Here is a 14,271-nt window from a genome sequence, read left to right as displayed (position 1 = left end):
CCCGGCCGCACGATCACGTCATTTGCCTGGTGACGGCCCGTCGTGACGGTTCGTGTCAGGGGTGTCCTCGCCGGCGCTGTCGCCGCCCACGTCGTCGTCCCTGACGTCGAGGAGCCCTGCCTCGGCGGCGGCCAGCTCCGGGTGCGGGCGGTCCCCGCGCAGGGTGGAGAAGACGGTCCACGCGACCGCGATGAGCGGCACGGCGATGATGGCGCCGAGGATCCCCGCCAGCACGGTCCCGGCCGTGACTCCGACGCCGATGACGACCGGGTGCAGCGCCACCTGCCTGCCCATGATCCACGGCTGCAGCACGTGCCCCTCGAGCTGGCCGATCAGCGCGATGCCGATGGTGACGATCAGCGCCGTGACGAACCCCTGCGCCGCGAGCGCCACGACCGCGGCGATGATCATCGCGAGCGGGGCGCCGATCAGCGGGATGAACGCGCCGATGAACACGAGCACGGCGAGCGGCGCGGCCAGCGGCACCCCGAGGATCGTCAGCAGCACGAACGCGAGCACACCGTCGATGAACGCGATGATCACCGTGCCGCGCGCGTAGCCCGAGAAGCTGTACCAGCCCGCGCCCGCGGCCACCTGCCAGCGCGTGCGGTGCCGCTCCGGGATCTGCTCCAGGAACCAGGCCCACATCTTGGCGCCCGACGCCACGAAGAACACGGTGCAGAAGATGGCCAGGGCGAAGATGGCGAAGCCCTCGGCGACCGAGCCCGCGCCCTGCGCGGCCTGGCTCAGCAGGGAGTCCGCGTTCTCGTTCACCCACTGGCGGCCCTGGTCGATCCACTCGTTGATCTGCTCCAGGGTGACGCTCAGCCCGAACGGACCGCTCTCCAGGTAGTCGACGATCTGCCCGAGGCCCGTGTCGAACTGGCCCGCGAGCCGCTCCCACTGGCCCGCCACGGACGCCACCACGTACGTCAGCAGGCCGCCGAGCACGAGGAAGGCGGACAGGATCGCGAGCGCCGTCGCGAGCGGGCGCGGCATCACCTTGCCGTACAGGTCGGCGACCGGGCTCAGCACCGACGCGAACACCAGCCCGAGGAACACCGCCACGAAGACGAGCTGCACCTGCGCGGTGGCCCAGAAGACCAGCGCCACCGCCGCCGTCAGCGCGATGAGGCGCCACGACCACCCCGCCGACGTCCGCAGCCAGGCGGGGACGTTCTCCCTGCTGTCGACCGACACACGGTCTCCTCTCCCCGACCCGGCCCAGTGTGCCGCAGGAGACCTGGCCAGGCCCGGTGCCCGCGCCGACGCACCGTGACGTCGCGACGAACGGCGGCGCGCGCCGCCGGGTCGGGTGCCGTCAGGCCTGCCAGGTGCTCCTTCTCCGGGCGGCCTCGTACAGGGTGTCCGCGTCGTACCCCGGGATCGGGCGGCCGCCGTGGGCGCGGATCGCGTCGGTCAGGCCGCGGTGGTGGACGACGAAGACGGAGGTGTCCGGCCGCCGCCGCTGCGTCGTGATCTGCTTCGGCGCCACGAAGGCGAGCACCGGGACGACGTCGACCGGGAACCCGCACACGGACTGCAGGCGCTGCCCGGCGCGCCGTGCCTCACGCACCGCTTTCGCCGGGAGGTCCTCCTGACGGCCCCGGTACCAGGCGAACGTGTCGCCGATCGTGATGCTCGCCCGGCGGAAGTGCTTGGTGTTGACGGCGAACACGCCCGTCGGCCCGATGACGAGGTGGTCGATGTCCTTGTCAGGGTTGAAGCCGGGGACGGGATCGGGGATGGAGTGCAGCACCCGCCACCGGGGATCCTTCACCGCCATCCGGTCGAGCATCCTGCCGACGACGCGTTCGCCCTTCCACCCCACCCGCCACGGGTCGCGACGCGTGGCCCCGCTGAGGTCGTCCCGGAGCCGGCGCGCGAGCGGCAGCGCCGTGCGGTGCCGCTCGAGCGCGACGCGCAGCGCCTCGCCCGGACGGTTGGCGGCCAGGTCGTCGTCCATCGCCCCGAGCACCTCGGCGCCCGACGTCGTCGCGTCCCGGCGGCGTCGGGCCGGGCGGCCGTGCGGCCGGCGCGCCGCTGCGGGAGACCCTGCGACGACCACGGACGGTGCGCCGGCAGGCGGCGTCGGCGGCACCGACGGCCCCTCCGCAGCCGCCGGCCCGCGCTCGGCGTCCAGGAACGCGGCGGCTGCCGCCGTCACCACCGGCGCGACCGTCCCGGCGTCGGCGCCGTCCTGGACGACGGCCCGCGAGGTCGTCAGGCACCAGTACCCGAGTCGTTCACCGTCCGGCGTCCCGACGTACAGGCGCGGGTTCTTGCCGTAGCCGTTCCACCGCCGCACGCGCACCGGCGTGCCGTGCACCGTCGTCTCGAAGGAAGCTCGTCGCGCCATGCGGCCATTGTGGCTCCTGACCTGCGGATCTGCTCGGTGTGGCGCCGGTTCGTCAGAGCATGCCGCGCTCGCGGGCGGTGGCGGCGGCCTCGGTGCGGGACCGGGTGCCGAGCTTGGTGTTGATGTGCGCGAGGTGGGACTTGACGGTGGCGACGGAGACGAAGAGCTCGCGGGCGACGGCGTCGTTCGACCGGCCGGCGTCGACCAGGCGCAGCACCTCGAGCTCACGAGCGCTGAGGCTCTCGTGCGGGGAGCGCATGCGACCCAGCAGACGGCGTTGGACGTCGCCCGCGAGCGCGACCTCGCCCGCGGCGGCGGACCGGATGGCGCGGGCGAGCTCGTCGGTGGGCGCGTCCTTGAGCAGGTAGCCGGTGGCGCCGGCCTCGACGGCGGCGAGGATGTCGGCGTCGGTGCCGTAGGTGGTCACCACGAGCACGGGGATCGCGTGCTGCCGGATGATGCGGCCGGCGGCCTCGGCACCGCCCATGCGGGCCTCGCCGAAGCGCAGGTCGAGGAGGATGACGTCGGCCCGCCCGCCGGCCTCGAGCCAGGCGAGCGGCTCTTCGGCGGTGGCCGTCTCGTGGACCACGCGCATGTCGGGCCGGCTGTCGACCACGGCACGCAGCCCCGCGCGCACGACGGGGTGGTCGTCCGCGAGGACGACGTCGATCCTCGCGGCGGCGACGGGCACGGTCGCGGGCTCGCTCATCGCCGCGTCTCCCCGTCCCCGGTCGGCAGCGTCACGGCGAGCGCGGTCCCCGCGCCCGGCGCCGACTCCAGCGCGACGGAGCCGCCGAGCTCGCCGGCCCTGGAGCGGATCGCGGGAAGGCCGAACCCGCGGGCACCGGGCCGCTCGGTGGCGGCGTCCGGGTCGAAGCCGACGCCGTCGTCCACGACGTCGAGGGTGACGGTGTCGGGTTCGAAGGTGAGCGTGACGCGGGCGTGCTCGGCGTCGGCGTGCTCGGCGACGTTCGCCAGCGCCGACTGGGCGATCCTCAGCAGCGCCGTCTCCAGAGGCACCGGCAGGGGACGTGCGGTCCCGCCGGTGTGCACCGTGACGGACAGCCTGCGCCCCGTGCCCTCGTCGTGGGACGACGCGGTGCGGTCCGCGACGGCGTGCAGCGCCGCCAGCAACGTGGTGGAGCGTTCGAGCTCCGTCGGGGTGAGGTCCTCCACGACCCGGCGGGCCTCGGCGAGGCTGTCGCGGGCGGCGCCGCGCGCCTGCCCGACGAGGTCGCGGGCCCTGTCGTCGTCCGCGCCGATCGTGACCTGGGCGGTGCGCAGCAGCAGCTCGATCGCCGACAGCGACTGCGCCAGGGTGTCGTGGATGTCGCGCGCGAGGCGGGCCCGCTCGTCGGTGACGACCCGATCCCGCTCCGCCCGGGCGAGGTGACGGCGCGCCCGGGTGAGCTCCTCGACCGTGCGCTGGCGCGTCTGCGACTCGCGGACGAACGCCTCGATGCCGAGGACGACGCCCACGGCGACCCCGGCCCCGAGGAGCGGACCGAGGACGTACCCGGTCCACGGGTCCCCCGGCCCGACCTGGACGAGCAGGCCGTCGGCGACGGCGACGGCGGTCGTCAACGCCACGGCGACGGTGCCCCGGTGGGGGCCGAGCACGTGCATCTGCAGCAGCATCAGCCCGAACGCGATCCACAGCGCCGCGGGCGAGAACCACAGCAGCACGACCCAGGCGACGAGGAGCCCGGCGACCCAGGCGGCGTCGGGCCACCAGACGCCGCGCGGGGCAGCGACGGGACGCTCGTGCACCCGCACCGCCGTCCGGCCCCACAGGTAGACGGCGAGGAACACCGCGGCGACGAGCGCCGCCGGCACCCTGGCACGTGCCGGGGACTGGACGACCGCCACCGCGACGAGCAGCACGAACAGCACGTCCAGCCCGACGACGAGGCTCCTCGTCGCGGAGGGCAGGACGTGTCGCTTCACGACGTCAACGGTAGCCGCGCGGGCCCCGGCCGCATCGTCCGAAAGGTGGAGCGGCGGGGCCACCGTTCGGCGCGGCAGGATCACTCCCGGTCCCGATGACCCGGGCACGCGTGCCGCCGAGGCTGGAAGCAGCATCCCCGCAGCCACCTCCGGAGGTATCCGTGTTCGTCGCCCTGCGCGATCTGAAGCATGCCCGTGGACGCTTCGTCCTCATGTCCGTGGTGATCGTCCTGATCACCTTCCTCGTCACCTTCCTCGCCTCGCTCACCGCGGGGCTCGCGCGGGAGTCGACGTCGGCGGTGACCGACCTGCCGGCCGACCACCTCGCCTTCTCCATGCCCGCCGACGGCGACGCGCCGGAGTTCACCGCGTCGCGGGTGGCCCCCGACCAGTGGGAGCGCTGGGCGCAGGTGCCCGGCGTCGCGTCCGCCGACCCCCTCGGCGTGGCCACGACCCGCGCCGAGGCCGGCGGCACGACCGCGTCGGTCACCGCGCTCGGGGTTCCCGACGGCACGGACCTGGTGCCCGCGGGCCCCGGCGACGTCCGGCCCGGGACCGTCGTGCTGACCGCCGGCGCCGCCGCCGCGCTCGGCGCCGGCGAGGGCGACACCGTGACCCTGGGCGGCAGCGAGCTCACCGTCGCCGAGACGGTCGACGCGGACCAGTCGTTCTCCCACACCCCGGTCGTGTGGACCACCCTGGAGGACTGGCAGGCCGTCGGAGCCCGCGGCGGGCCCGGCACCCCCGTGGCCACCGTCGTCGCCATGACCACCACCGACGACGCCGACGACGCCGCGCTCGCGGCCGCCGACGCCGAGCTCGGCACCACCACCGTCACGACGGCGGACGCCCGCTCGGCGGTACCGTCCTTCGCCGGGGAGAACACGTCCCTGACGACGATGCAGGCGTTCCTGCTCGTCATCTCCGCACTCGTGGTCGGGGCGTTCTTCACCGTCTGGACGATCAGCCGCTCCGGCGACGTCGCCGTGCTCAAGGCCCTCGGCGCCCCCACCGGCTACCTGCTGCGCGACGCCCTCGGCCAGGCCGCCGTCGTCCTCGCCGGCGGGGTCGCCGTGGGTACCGCGCTGAGCGTCGCCGGCGCCCTCCTGCTGCCCGCCGCCGTGCCGGTCGTGGTCACGACCGCGACCACGCTCGTGCCGGCCGCCGGCCTCGTGGTGCTCGGCCTCGCAGGAGCCGCCGTGTCCGTGGCACGCATCACCCGCATCGACCCGCACGCCGCGCTGGCCGCCCGCTGACTGCCCCACCCTCCCCCCCCGACCCCAGAAGGAGCGCACCCCGTGGACCTGCACCTGGAGGGCATCACCCTCGTCTACCCCGACGGCGACAGCACCCTGACCGCCGTGAACGACGTCGACCTCACCGTCCCCGCCGGGACGACCACCGCCCTGCTCGGCCCCTCGGGCGCCGGCAAGTCCAGCCTCCTGGCCGTGGCCGCCGGCCTGACCCGCCCCAGCAGCGGCACCGTCACGATCGGTGACGACGTCGTGTTCACCCCCACCACCACGGTCGCCCGGTCCACGCGGGTGCGGCTCGAACGCCTCGGCATGGTCTTCCAGTCGCCGCAGCTGCTCGGCTCCCTCACCGCGCTCGAGCAGCTCGAGCTGCACGCCCACCTGCGCGGCCGGCGCCCGTCCAGCGTGCGGGGCCGCGCCCTCGAGCTGCTCGACGCCGTCGGCGTGGCCGACCACGCGGGCAAGCGCCCTGCCCAGCTGTCGGGCGGGCAGCGGCAGCGCGTCGCCATCGCCCGGGCCCTCGTCGGACGGCCCGAGGTGCTGCTCGTCGACGAGCCGACCTCCGCCCTCGACCACGAGCGCGGCACCCAGGTCGTCGAGCTCATCACCCGCCTGGCCGGGGAGACCGGAGCCGCGACGCTCCTCGTCTCGCACGACGCCTCCACGCTCGCGACCGTCGACGTCACCGTCCGGATGCTCGACGCCCGGATCGAGGAGGGCGTGGCACCCACGACGATCTGAAGCACGACAACCACGGGTTAGCGGTCAAAATGTGTGTCCGCTGACGGGGTATCCGTGCAGGCCACGACAGGAGAACGGACACTCCCACCGATGACATCGACACGCCCGAGACGGACACACATTTTGGCCGCTAACCCCCAAGGTATGGACGTCCCACCTCAGAGACGCGAGACGCCCCGTCGTGTGGAGCGACGGGGCGTCTCGATCCGCTGTCTCATTCGGATCCCGCCGATGCTCTCGCATCGGAAGTTCGAGACGAATCGCGGCTTCCTCGACCATCAGTGGGTACCCGGCGATTCGGTTCTTCACGTCTTGCCTGTTCAGGCATGGTGTCCGGAGGGGGACTTGAACCCCCACGCCCTATACGGGCACTAGCACCTCAAGCTAGCGCGTCTGCCATTCCGCCACCCGGACAGGTGGACCGTTCCGGCCCTTCCGGCCGTCGCGGTGCGGGGAAAAACATAGCACGATCGGGGCGGGCTCTCGCAAACCGGGGCGCTCGTGACGACGCCTGACGGGGCCACCCGCCAGGATGGCTCCATGACGACGCCATCGGAGCGCGCCATGGTGCGCGAGTTCCACACCGCGTTCGGCGTGCCGGTGAACGACGGCGCCCCGAGCGCCGCTCTGCCGAAAGACCGGCTGCACCTGCGCTACCGGCTGGTGGCCGAGGAGTTCGCCGAGCTCACCGAGGCGGTTCTGGGCGCGCGGGCCCGCGCCGTCGTCGAGCAGGCCATGGCCGAGGTGACGGACCTCACCACCGACGACGCGGACCTCACCGCGATCGCGGACGCCACCGGCGACCTGCGCTACGTGCTGCACGGCATGGAGCTGGAGTGCGGCATCCCCGGCGAGGACGTGTTCGCGGCCATCCACGCCTCCAACATGGCCAAGCTCGGCCCCGACGGCACGCCGCTCCGCCGCGCGGACGGCAAGGTCCTCAAGCCCGAGGGCTGGACGCCGCCCGACGTGGCGGGGATCCTCGCCCGGCGCGCGGCCCGGTGACCACGGCCCCATGAGCACGGCCCCATGAGTGCGGTGACCTGCGCCCACGGCGTCCGCGGGAGTGTCATCCCCACCGTGTAGCGTCCTGCCCGGCCCGGACACAACGGATCAATCGCTGATCCGTGGACATCACCGGGTATCTCGGGACGAAGGAGCACACAAGGTCATGATGGGTGGGCACCACGCCGCGTCGGGGGCGGCAGCGTGGGTCGCGGTGACAGCGACCACGCCGATCTCGTTGGGCTGGTACCCGGTCTCGGACGTCGGGGTGATGACCGGTGCGCTCGTGTGCGCCGGGGCGGCCCTGCTGCCGGACGCCGACCACCACAACGGCACGATCGCGCACTCGCTGCCGCCGGTGTCGGAGTGGCTCACCAAGCTGGTGGCGACCATCTCCGGCGGGCACCGTCACGGCACCCACTCGCTGCTCGGCATCGTCGTGTTCACCGCGATCGCCTGGGCCCTGGGCCTGGTGACGGTCACCACGGAGACGTTCGGCGACGTCCTCGTCGGTCCGGGCGTCCTGGCGGTGCTGCTGTCGGCGTTCGCGGTGCGGGCGCTCAAGCTCACGGGGCAGCGTCGCTGGTGGACGTGGACGCTGTCGCTCGCGCTCGCGGCCTGCATCGCGGCGTTCGCGCCCGAGGAGTGGTACTGGATGCCGTTCTGCGTGGGCCTGGGCTGCGCGGTCCACATCGTCGGCGACATGCTGACCACCCGCGGCGTGCCGCTGCTGTGGCCGCTGAGGTTCCGTTCCCCCACCTGGGTGCGCCGGTACCGGTGGATGCCGTTCGACGACGTGTGGCGCGACGGCGGGAACCTCTCCCTGCCGGTCCTCGGGGATGCCGGGTCGTGGCGCGAGTGGCTGGTCATGACGCCGGTGAGCGCCTACGCGGTGCTGGGCGTCGGGTGGGCCGCGCTGGACCAGATGGGCCTCGACACGGCCGCGGCGTGGGACTCCGCGGCCGCGTTGATCGCCGGCTGACGGGTACACATCAAGGCTCAGGGCTGGATCAAGGGATGACATGGCTCGTCCCCTGATCGCAGGTCACCCAGGCGAAGACGCTGAGAAGCTTCCGTCAGGGTGACGCGTCGCCCACCGTGCGCAGGAGCCGGGCGTGCTCGGCCGCCATGCCGGGCAGCGCCATTCGAGGGTCGTCGGCCCGCCGTCCGGCGAGGACGGCGTCGAGGTAGCGCCGGTCCGCGTCCAGGCGCTCGACGGGCCGGCGCGTCGGCGTGCCGTGCCCCGGCACGAGCACCTCGGCGCGGGCGACGAACGGTGCCAGCCGGTCCAGCCCGGCGAGGTACGCCGCGACGCTCCCTGCACGGTCCGCTCCCCCGGCGATCTCGTCGAACGGCAGCGGGAGCTCGACGTCGCTGAGCATGTCCCCGGCGACGAGCACACGCGCGTCCTGGAGCCACAGCGCGGCGTGCCCGGGCGCGTGGCCGTCGTGGACGACCGGCTCGGCGCGCGGCAGCACCCCGTCCGGGTCCGGCAGCATCCCCGCCGGCGCGGGCTCGACGCACGCGAAGAGCGCACGCGCCCGAGGCGGGTACGACTCTCCGTACCGGCGCTCGTCGGCGTCCAGCTCGGCCAGCAGCCGCGCCCGCTGCCGGCCCGCGACCTCGGCCGCGGCGGGACTCGCCCACCGCGGCACGTCGTCGAGTGCGGGAGGCCACAGCAGGTGGTCGTGGTGGGCGTGCGTGGCGAACCCTGCGACCACCACCGCACCCAGAGACCTGGCCTCGGTCACGAGCGCGTCCAGCTCGTCCGGGGCCCACGCGGGGTCGACCAGCAGCGCGGACCGCCCCGCACCGCCGCCCCGCCCGAGCGCGAGCGTCGTCGTCGTGCGCTCCCGGCGACTCGTGCGGACCAGGACGTCGTCGGCGACCGGTGCGAATCCCACGCGGCCACCCTGGCACGCAGCACGCACGAAAATCACTCGACCGGCCCGGGGGTGGGCTGTCACGATCACGGCAGACGGCACGCGAGAGGCGTGCCCGTGCGAAGGGAGGGCAGTGCGATGGACGACGTCGTCACCCGAGCCCGCCCGGAGCACCGGCGGGCGGACAGCACCCCTTCCTGAGGAGCGCGCCATACGGCGGCTCCCCACCCCCGCAAGGAGCCACCCGTGCCGCAGCACGCCACCCACCCGCAGCACCCCGACCACGATCGGGCCTTTCCCACCCTGACCCTGAGGGCCGCCGACGCGCCCGTCATCGAACCCGGCCCCGACCAGCGGTGGTCCACCTGGACCTCCGTGACCAGGGGCCAGCGCGGCCCCGACCCGCGCCCCGACTGGGTCGTCACCGCCGACGCCGCCCTGGACACCGAGCTCGGCGTCCTCAAGACCGGCAAGGAGGCGGACGTCTTCCTCGTCGAGCGCGCCGTCCCTGGCGACCCCGACCGCACGAGCCTGCTCGCCGCCAAGCGGTACCGGGGCCGCGATCACCGCCAGTTCCACCGCGACGCGGAGTACACCGACGGGCGCCGCGTGCGGCGCACCCGCGACCAGCGCGCGATCGAGGACCGCAAGTCCGCGTGGGGCCGTGCCATGGCCGCCACGCAATGGGCGAGTGCCGAGTTCAGTGCCCTCGGCGCGCTCTGGGACGCCGGCGCACCGGTCCCCTACCCCGTGCAGATCGACGGCACCGAGCTGCTCATGGAGTTCGTCGGCGGTGTTACGGGGGACGGCGCGTACCAGGCCGCGCCGCGCCTCGCCCGCGCCCGCCCGGACCGCGAGCTGCTCGCCGACTGGTTCGACCAGCTCCGCGACGCCATGGGCGTCATCGCCCGGCTCGGCTGGGCGCACGGCGACCTGTCGCCGTACAACGTCCTGGTCGACGGCGCCGACGACGGCGGACGTCTCGTCATCATCGACGTGCCGCAGATCGTAGACCTCGTGGCGAACCCGTTCGGCGCGGATCTGCTGCACCGCGACTGCCGGACCATGTGCGCGTGGTTCGCCTCGCGGGGGCTCGACGTCGACGCCGACGAGCTGTTCGCCGACGTCTTCGCCCAGGCCTGGTGAGCCTGACGTGGGCCCCGGTCAGCCGCCCGCGCCGACGCTGTTGTCCGGCGCCCCGTCGCCGGGCGGCAGGTCGCCGCGCTCGACACCCTCCATGGGCTCAGGCGGCTCCATGGCCCTGAGGATCTTCGCGCTCGGCACGCGGACCTGCTCCGCGGCCTCCCGGAGCACCTCCCGCTCCACGCCGTCGCCGGACACCTGCACGAGCACGTCGTCGCGCTGCACCGCGTACTCGGACGCACCGTCCGCGGTGCGGTAGAACATGCCGTCCTCGGCGGTGCACTCGGCCTGCCCCTCAGCGGCCCCCGACGTCGAGGCGAACGGCGTGGTGGGGCAGCTCTGCGCCGTCATGGTGTCGCGGGTGGCGGCCAGCACCATGATCCGCCCGTCCGACGGGTTGGTGAGGACGACGGAGAACCCGTCGCTCCCGTAGGCGCCCGCACCGCCCGGGGCCGGCTCGAACCCGTCGACGGCGGTCGTCAGGACCACGTCCGGCGGGATCCCCCAGCCTGAGGCGGCGGCTGCCAGGTCGTCCGGGTCGGCGGGTGCGGCCTCCTGGGCGCACCCGGCAAGGAGCGCGAGCAGGACGGGAGTACTCCACCAGAGTCTGCGTCGGTTCACGAGTCGTGATCCTTCCAGGTCCGGCCTACCGTGGTCGGGTGGGCACGCAGGCGATGAACGACCTCGATCGCGAGGCGCTGCGCGACTTCCTCGCGGCGTACGCCATGGTGCTCAGCACGGGCGACCTCGAGGGCATCTCGGAGCGCGTGGACCTCCCCGTGACGCTCGTCGGCCCCGAGGCCTCCGCGCTGCTCACGTCGCCCGAGGACGTGCGCGACAGCGTCCGCGACCGGCCCGCGGCCTCCACCGGCGACAGCGTCGCCGTCGTCCCGGAGGTCGTGGCCGTCGAGGAGGTCGGCTGGGCGCTGCTGTGGGTCGACGTGCGGTGGTCGTACCGCGACGAGCTCGCGGCGGAGCGGGGGAACGACCGGGCCCGCTACCTGCTGCGGCGTGGGCGCGGGACGTTCGAGATCTGCGTCGTCGCCCAGGTCGAGTGACTCACGCACCGCCGGTCGCGCCGTCGAGCCGGCGGTCGAGCCCTCGGTCGAGCTCCAGGCGCAGCACCCACCGCGGCAGCCTGCCGCTGGTGGCCGACGTCGGCGCGACCCGGTCGAAGCCCGCCTGCTCGAACAGCCCGACCGTCCCGACGAACGCGGCGCTGACGGGCACGCGCCGGCCGGGCTCGGGCTCGACCGGGTAGCCCTCGAGCATGCGCGCGCCGTGCGCGCGGGCGTACTCGACCGCGCCGTCGAGCAGCGCGCGGGCCACGCCGCGGCGTCGCCAACCCGGGCGCACGGTGAAGCACATGACCGCCCAGGTGGTGGGCCAGGTCTCAGGATTCCCGGCTGGCAGCACGCGGGAGCGCTGGAGCGTGCGACTCGCCGACTTCGGCGCGAACCCGAGCCACCCGGCGACCTCGTCGCCCTCGTACGCGAGCAGGCCAGGCGCGGGCTCGTGCGTGGCGAGCTCGAGCAGGTACTCCCCGCGGCGCGACGCGTCCTCCTTCGGCGGCAGGCGCCAGTGCATGCACCAGCACGCCTGCGCGCGTCCCGTGGGGTTGAGCACGGTCGCGACGTCGTCGAACCGGTCGGCTGTGGCGGGCTCGATCCGCATGCCCCGAGACTACGAGCCCCTTCCGACACGACGGCCGCCGTGGTTCAATATAAGCGTCTACTTATGAAGGAGTCGCCATGACGTCCACGCTCGACCCCGTCGCCACCGCCCGCCTCGTGACCCGGGAGATCCGCACCGGCGAGCGCGCCGGAGCGCCCACGAAGATCGCCGTGGCGCGCCGCACCTACGCCACCGAGCGCGACGACCTCTGGGACGCGCTCACCTCGTCCGAACGGCTCCCCCGCTGGTTCCTGCCGGTCAGCGGCGACCTGAGCGTCGGCGGGCGCTACCAGCTCGAGGGCAACGCCGGCGGCGTCGTCGAGCGCTGCGACGCCCCGGAGTCGTTCGCCGTCACCTGGGAGTTCGGCGGGCAGGTCTCGTGGCTCGAGATTCGCCTGACCGAGGCCGGCGCCGGCACCACGCTCGAGCTCGTCCATGAGGCCCTCGTGGACCCGGAGATGTGGGAGCGGTTCGGCCCCGGCGCGGTCGGCGCGGGCTGGGACCTCGGCCTCATGGGCCTCGGGCTGCACCTGGAGAGCCGGGCCGCCGTCGACCCGAAGGAGGCCGAGACCTGGACGCTCTCCCCCGACGGCGTCGAGTTCGTGCGCCTCGTCACGACCGGGTGGGCGGAGGCGGCCGTGGCCGACGGCGACGACCCCGCCGGGGCGCACGAGGCCGCGGAACGCACGCTCGATTTCTACACGACGCCGCCGGAGGCGTGAGCCCCGTGTTCGGCGCGCCGGACGAGCCCGCCACCGCCCCGCGCGTCTTCGAGGCGCTGGGCGACCCCGTCCGTCGGCGGCTGCTCGAGCTGCTCGCCCCCGGAGAGCAGGCTGCCGGGGCGCTCGTCACGGCGCTGCAGGCCGAGACGCGGATCTCGCAGCCCGCCGTCTCGCAGCACCTGCGGGTGCTGCGCGAGGCATGCCTGGTGCGCGTGCACGCGGAGGGGACGCGCCGCCTGTACCGCGTCGACGACGCCGGCCTGGACGCGGTCGCCTCCTGGCTCGCCCGGTTCTCGGACGCCTTCGCGCAACCCCTCGACGCGCTCGAGACCGAGCTGGCGCGCGGCCGCCGAGACCGGCGCCGGGTCGACGCCGCCCGGGTCAGCGGGCGTGCGCGTGCCGCGGGGCCTGGTAGGGCTTCGGGAGCTTGAGGTGGCGCTCTGCCATGAGGTCGCGCAGGACGTCGGGCCGGTCGGTGATGATGCCGTCGACGCCCATGTCCATCAGGTGCTCGAGGGTCGGCACGTCGTCGATCGTCCACGGGACGACCCGCATCCCGGCGTCGTGGGCGGCCTCCACCAGCTCCGGCGTCGTGAACGGGACGTAGCCGGGGTCGTCCACGCCGCCGCCCTGCGGGTCGCCGTGCACCGGCGAGAGCGCGTCGGCGCCGAACGACGCCGCAGCGGCCACGTACCGCTCCTGGATCGTGCCGTCGAAGTCGTCGATGTCGATCCCGCCCAGCCAGGGCGACGCGCCCTCCTGCCCGACCTGGAGGAACTGCTGCCCGTTCGTCAGCGCCACGACCGGAAGCCGCGGCTCTACCTGGCGCATGCGCATGAGCGCGCCCCAGTCGAAGCTCTGGATCGTGACCTGGTCGACGAGCCGGGCCTCGCGCACCTCGCGCGCCACGACCTGGACGAACTCCTCGCGCGGTGCCGTCTGCTCCGGAGCGCCGGCCTCGACCTTCGTCTCGACGTTCAGCGTCACCTGGCGCGCCCGGTAGTCGTTCACCAGGCCGAAGACCTCCGACAGCAGCGGCATCGGCTCGCCCGGACGGGTCTCCTGGCCCGGGAACTGCGGCTGCGCGAGCGACCCGCAGTCGATGGTGCGGACCTGCGCGAGCGTGAGGTCGGCGATGTACGTGGTCCCGGGCACGTAGGGGAACTGCGGGTCGCCGGGGAACGCGGGCTCCGTGTCGACGCACTTCGCGGGGTTCGGGTCGCGGTCGTGCGTGACGACGGCGTGCCCGTCGGCGGTGATCTGCACGTCGAGCTCCAGCGTGCTCACGCCGAGCTCGAGCGCCTTCGCGAACGCGGGCAGCGTGTTCTCCACGGTGAGCGCCACACCGCCACGGTGAGCCTGGAGGTCGAGGTCGCGGCCGGACCCGTGCCCGGCGTCTCCGGGGGTGACGGCGGCGGCGAGAGGGACGGCGGACGAGGCCGCGAGGACGGCCGTGAGGGCCGCGGCGACGGCGGCTCGGCGGGTACGCATGACGCCGAGCCTGGGCGGGCGGGATGGCCCGCGCGTGACCCACGGTCGTCGGC

16 protein-coding genes and 1 tRNA gene are annotated in these 14,271 nt (G+C 74.2%); 8 read left to right on the top strand and 9 right to left on the bottom strand.

What is annotated here, in order from left to right; genetic code table 11:
- Nucleotides 1-18: 18 nt before the first annotated feature.
- The 4 genes from EYB28_RS10105 to EYB28_RS10090 form a co-directional block, all read right to left on the bottom strand.
- The gene (locus tag EYB28_RS10105; RefSeq protein ID WP_240930492.1) at nt 19-1,200 is read right to left on the bottom strand and encodes an AI-2E family transporter; all 1,182 of its coding nucleotides are present in this window, start codon (nt 1,198-1,200) and stop codon (nt 19-21) included.
- Between the two features lie 121 nt (nt 1,201-1,321).
- Nucleotides 1,322-2,359 carry a nuclease-related domain-containing protein gene (locus EYB28_RS10100; protein WP_166847320.1) on the bottom strand — a complete coding sequence of 346 codons (1,038 nt, stop codon included), beginning with the start codon at nt 2,357-2,359 and terminating at the stop codon, nt 1,322-1,324.
- Between the two features lie 52 nt (nt 2,360-2,411).
- Nucleotides 2,412-3,068 carry a response regulator transcription factor gene (locus EYB28_RS10095; protein ID WP_166847317.1) on the bottom strand — a complete coding sequence of 219 codons (657 nt, stop codon included), beginning with the start codon at nt 3,066-3,068 and terminating at the stop codon, nt 2,412-2,414.
- Nucleotides 3,065-4,306, bottom strand: a complete 1,242-nt coding sequence (locus EYB28_RS10090; protein WP_240930491.1) for a sensor histidine kinase — start codon at nt 4,304-4,306, stop codon at nt 3,065-3,067. The genes EYB28_RS10095 and EYB28_RS10090 overlap by 4 nt, the downstream gene beginning before the upstream one ends.
- A 212-nt stretch (nt 4,307-4,518) precedes the next feature.
- Between EYB28_RS10090 and EYB28_RS10085 the strand changes: the two genes are divergently transcribed.
- Nucleotides 4,519-5,562 carry an ABC transporter permease gene (locus tag EYB28_RS10085; protein WP_240930490.1) on the top strand — a complete coding sequence of 348 codons (1,044 nt, stop codon included), beginning with the start codon at nt 4,519-4,521 and terminating at the stop codon, nt 5,560-5,562.
- Between the two features lie 42 nt (nt 5,563-5,604).
- Nucleotides 5,605-6,300 (top strand): ABC transporter ATP-binding protein, encoded by a 696-nt coding sequence (locus EYB28_RS10080; protein WP_166847308.1) that lies wholly within the window; start codon nt 5,605-5,607, stop codon nt 6,298-6,300.
- Between the two features lie 327 nt (nt 6,301-6,627).
- Here the strand turns inward: EYB28_RS10080 and EYB28_RS10075 are convergent.
- Nucleotides 6,628-6,714: transfer RNA gene (locus EYB28_RS10075), tRNA-Leu, on the bottom strand.
- 126 nt (nt 6,715-6,840) lie between these two features.
- On the opposite strand from EYB28_RS10075, the gene EYB28_RS10070 reads away from it, so the two are divergent.
- Nucleotides 6,841-7,305, top strand: a complete 465-nt coding sequence (locus EYB28_RS10070; RefSeq protein ID WP_166847305.1) for a phosphoribosyl-ATP diphosphatase — start codon at nt 6,841-6,843, stop codon at nt 7,303-7,305.
- A gap of 166 nt (nt 7,306-7,471) precedes the next feature.
- Nucleotides 7,472-8,287 carry a metal-dependent hydrolase gene (locus EYB28_RS10065; protein WP_166847302.1) on the top strand — a complete coding sequence of 272 codons (816 nt, stop codon included), beginning with the start codon at nt 7,472-7,474 and terminating at the stop codon, nt 8,285-8,287.
- A gap of 94 nt (nt 8,288-8,381) precedes the next feature.
- Here the strand turns inward: EYB28_RS10065 and EYB28_RS10060 are convergent, their stop codons facing one another.
- Nucleotides 8,382-9,209 (bottom strand): MBL fold metallo-hydrolase, encoded by an 828-nt coding sequence (locus tag EYB28_RS10060; protein ID WP_240930489.1) that lies wholly within the window; start codon nt 9,207-9,209, stop codon nt 8,382-8,384.
- Between the two features lie 282 nt (nt 9,210-9,491).
- On the opposite strand from EYB28_RS10060, the gene EYB28_RS10055 reads away from it, so the two are divergent.
- The gene (locus EYB28_RS10055; RefSeq protein ID WP_205711016.1) at nt 9,492-10,334 is read left to right on the top strand and encodes an RIO1 family regulatory kinase/ATPase; all 843 of its coding nucleotides are present in this window, start codon (nt 9,492-9,494) and stop codon (nt 10,332-10,334) included.
- 18 nt (nt 10,335-10,352) lie between these two features.
- Here EYB28_RS10055 and EYB28_RS10050 read toward each other — a convergent pair whose 3' ends face one another.
- Nucleotides 10,353-10,952 carry a hypothetical protein gene (locus tag EYB28_RS10050; protein WP_166847293.1) on the bottom strand — a complete coding sequence of 200 codons (600 nt, stop codon included), beginning with the start codon at nt 10,950-10,952 and terminating at the stop codon, nt 10,353-10,355.
- Nucleotides 10,953-10,990: 38 nt separating this feature from the next.
- On the opposite strand from EYB28_RS10050, the gene EYB28_RS10045 reads away from it, so the two are divergent.
- Nucleotides 10,991-11,389 carry a hypothetical protein gene (locus tag EYB28_RS10045; RefSeq protein WP_240930488.1) on the top strand — a complete coding sequence of 133 codons (399 nt, stop codon included), beginning with the start codon at nt 10,991-10,993 and terminating at the stop codon, nt 11,387-11,389.
- A 1-nt stretch (nt 11,390) separates the two neighbouring features.
- On the opposite strand, the gene EYB28_RS10040 is transcribed toward EYB28_RS10045, so the two are convergent.
- Nucleotides 11,391-12,005 (bottom strand): GNAT family N-acetyltransferase, encoded by a 615-nt coding sequence (locus EYB28_RS10040; protein WP_166847288.1) that lies wholly within the window; start codon nt 12,003-12,005, stop codon nt 11,391-11,393.
- Nucleotides 12,006-12,082: 77 nt separating this feature from the next.
- Between EYB28_RS10040 and EYB28_RS10035 the strand changes: the two genes are divergently transcribed.
- Complete coding sequence (locus EYB28_RS10035; protein WP_166847286.1) at nt 12,083-12,727, top strand: SRPBCC family protein; 645 nt, start codon at nt 12,083-12,085, stop codon at nt 12,725-12,727.
- The gene (locus tag EYB28_RS10030) at nt 12,724-13,158 is read left to right on the top strand and encodes a metalloregulator ArsR/SmtB family transcription factor (protein WP_240930487.1); all 435 of its coding nucleotides are present in this window, start codon (nt 12,724-12,726) and stop codon (nt 13,156-13,158) included. Before EYB28_RS10035 ends, EYB28_RS10030 begins: the two co-directional genes overlap by 4 nt.
- Here the strand turns inward: EYB28_RS10030 and EYB28_RS10025 are convergent.
- Entirely contained in the window at nt 13,109-14,218 is a 1,110-nt protein-coding gene (locus tag EYB28_RS10025) for a glycerophosphodiester phosphodiesterase family protein (RefSeq protein ID WP_166847283.1), read from the bottom strand. The two genes, EYB28_RS10030 and EYB28_RS10025, sit on opposite strands and share 50 nt — an antisense overlap.
- Between the last annotated feature and the right edge of the window lie 53 nt (nt 14,219-14,271).

The sequence above is a fragment of the Isoptericola sp. BMS4 genome (genome assembly GCF_011634835.1).
Taxonomy (GTDB): Bacteria; Actinomycetota; Actinomycetes; order Actinomycetales; family Cellulomonadaceae; genus Isoptericola.
This window is presented reverse-complemented; position numbering and strand designations above follow the sequence as displayed.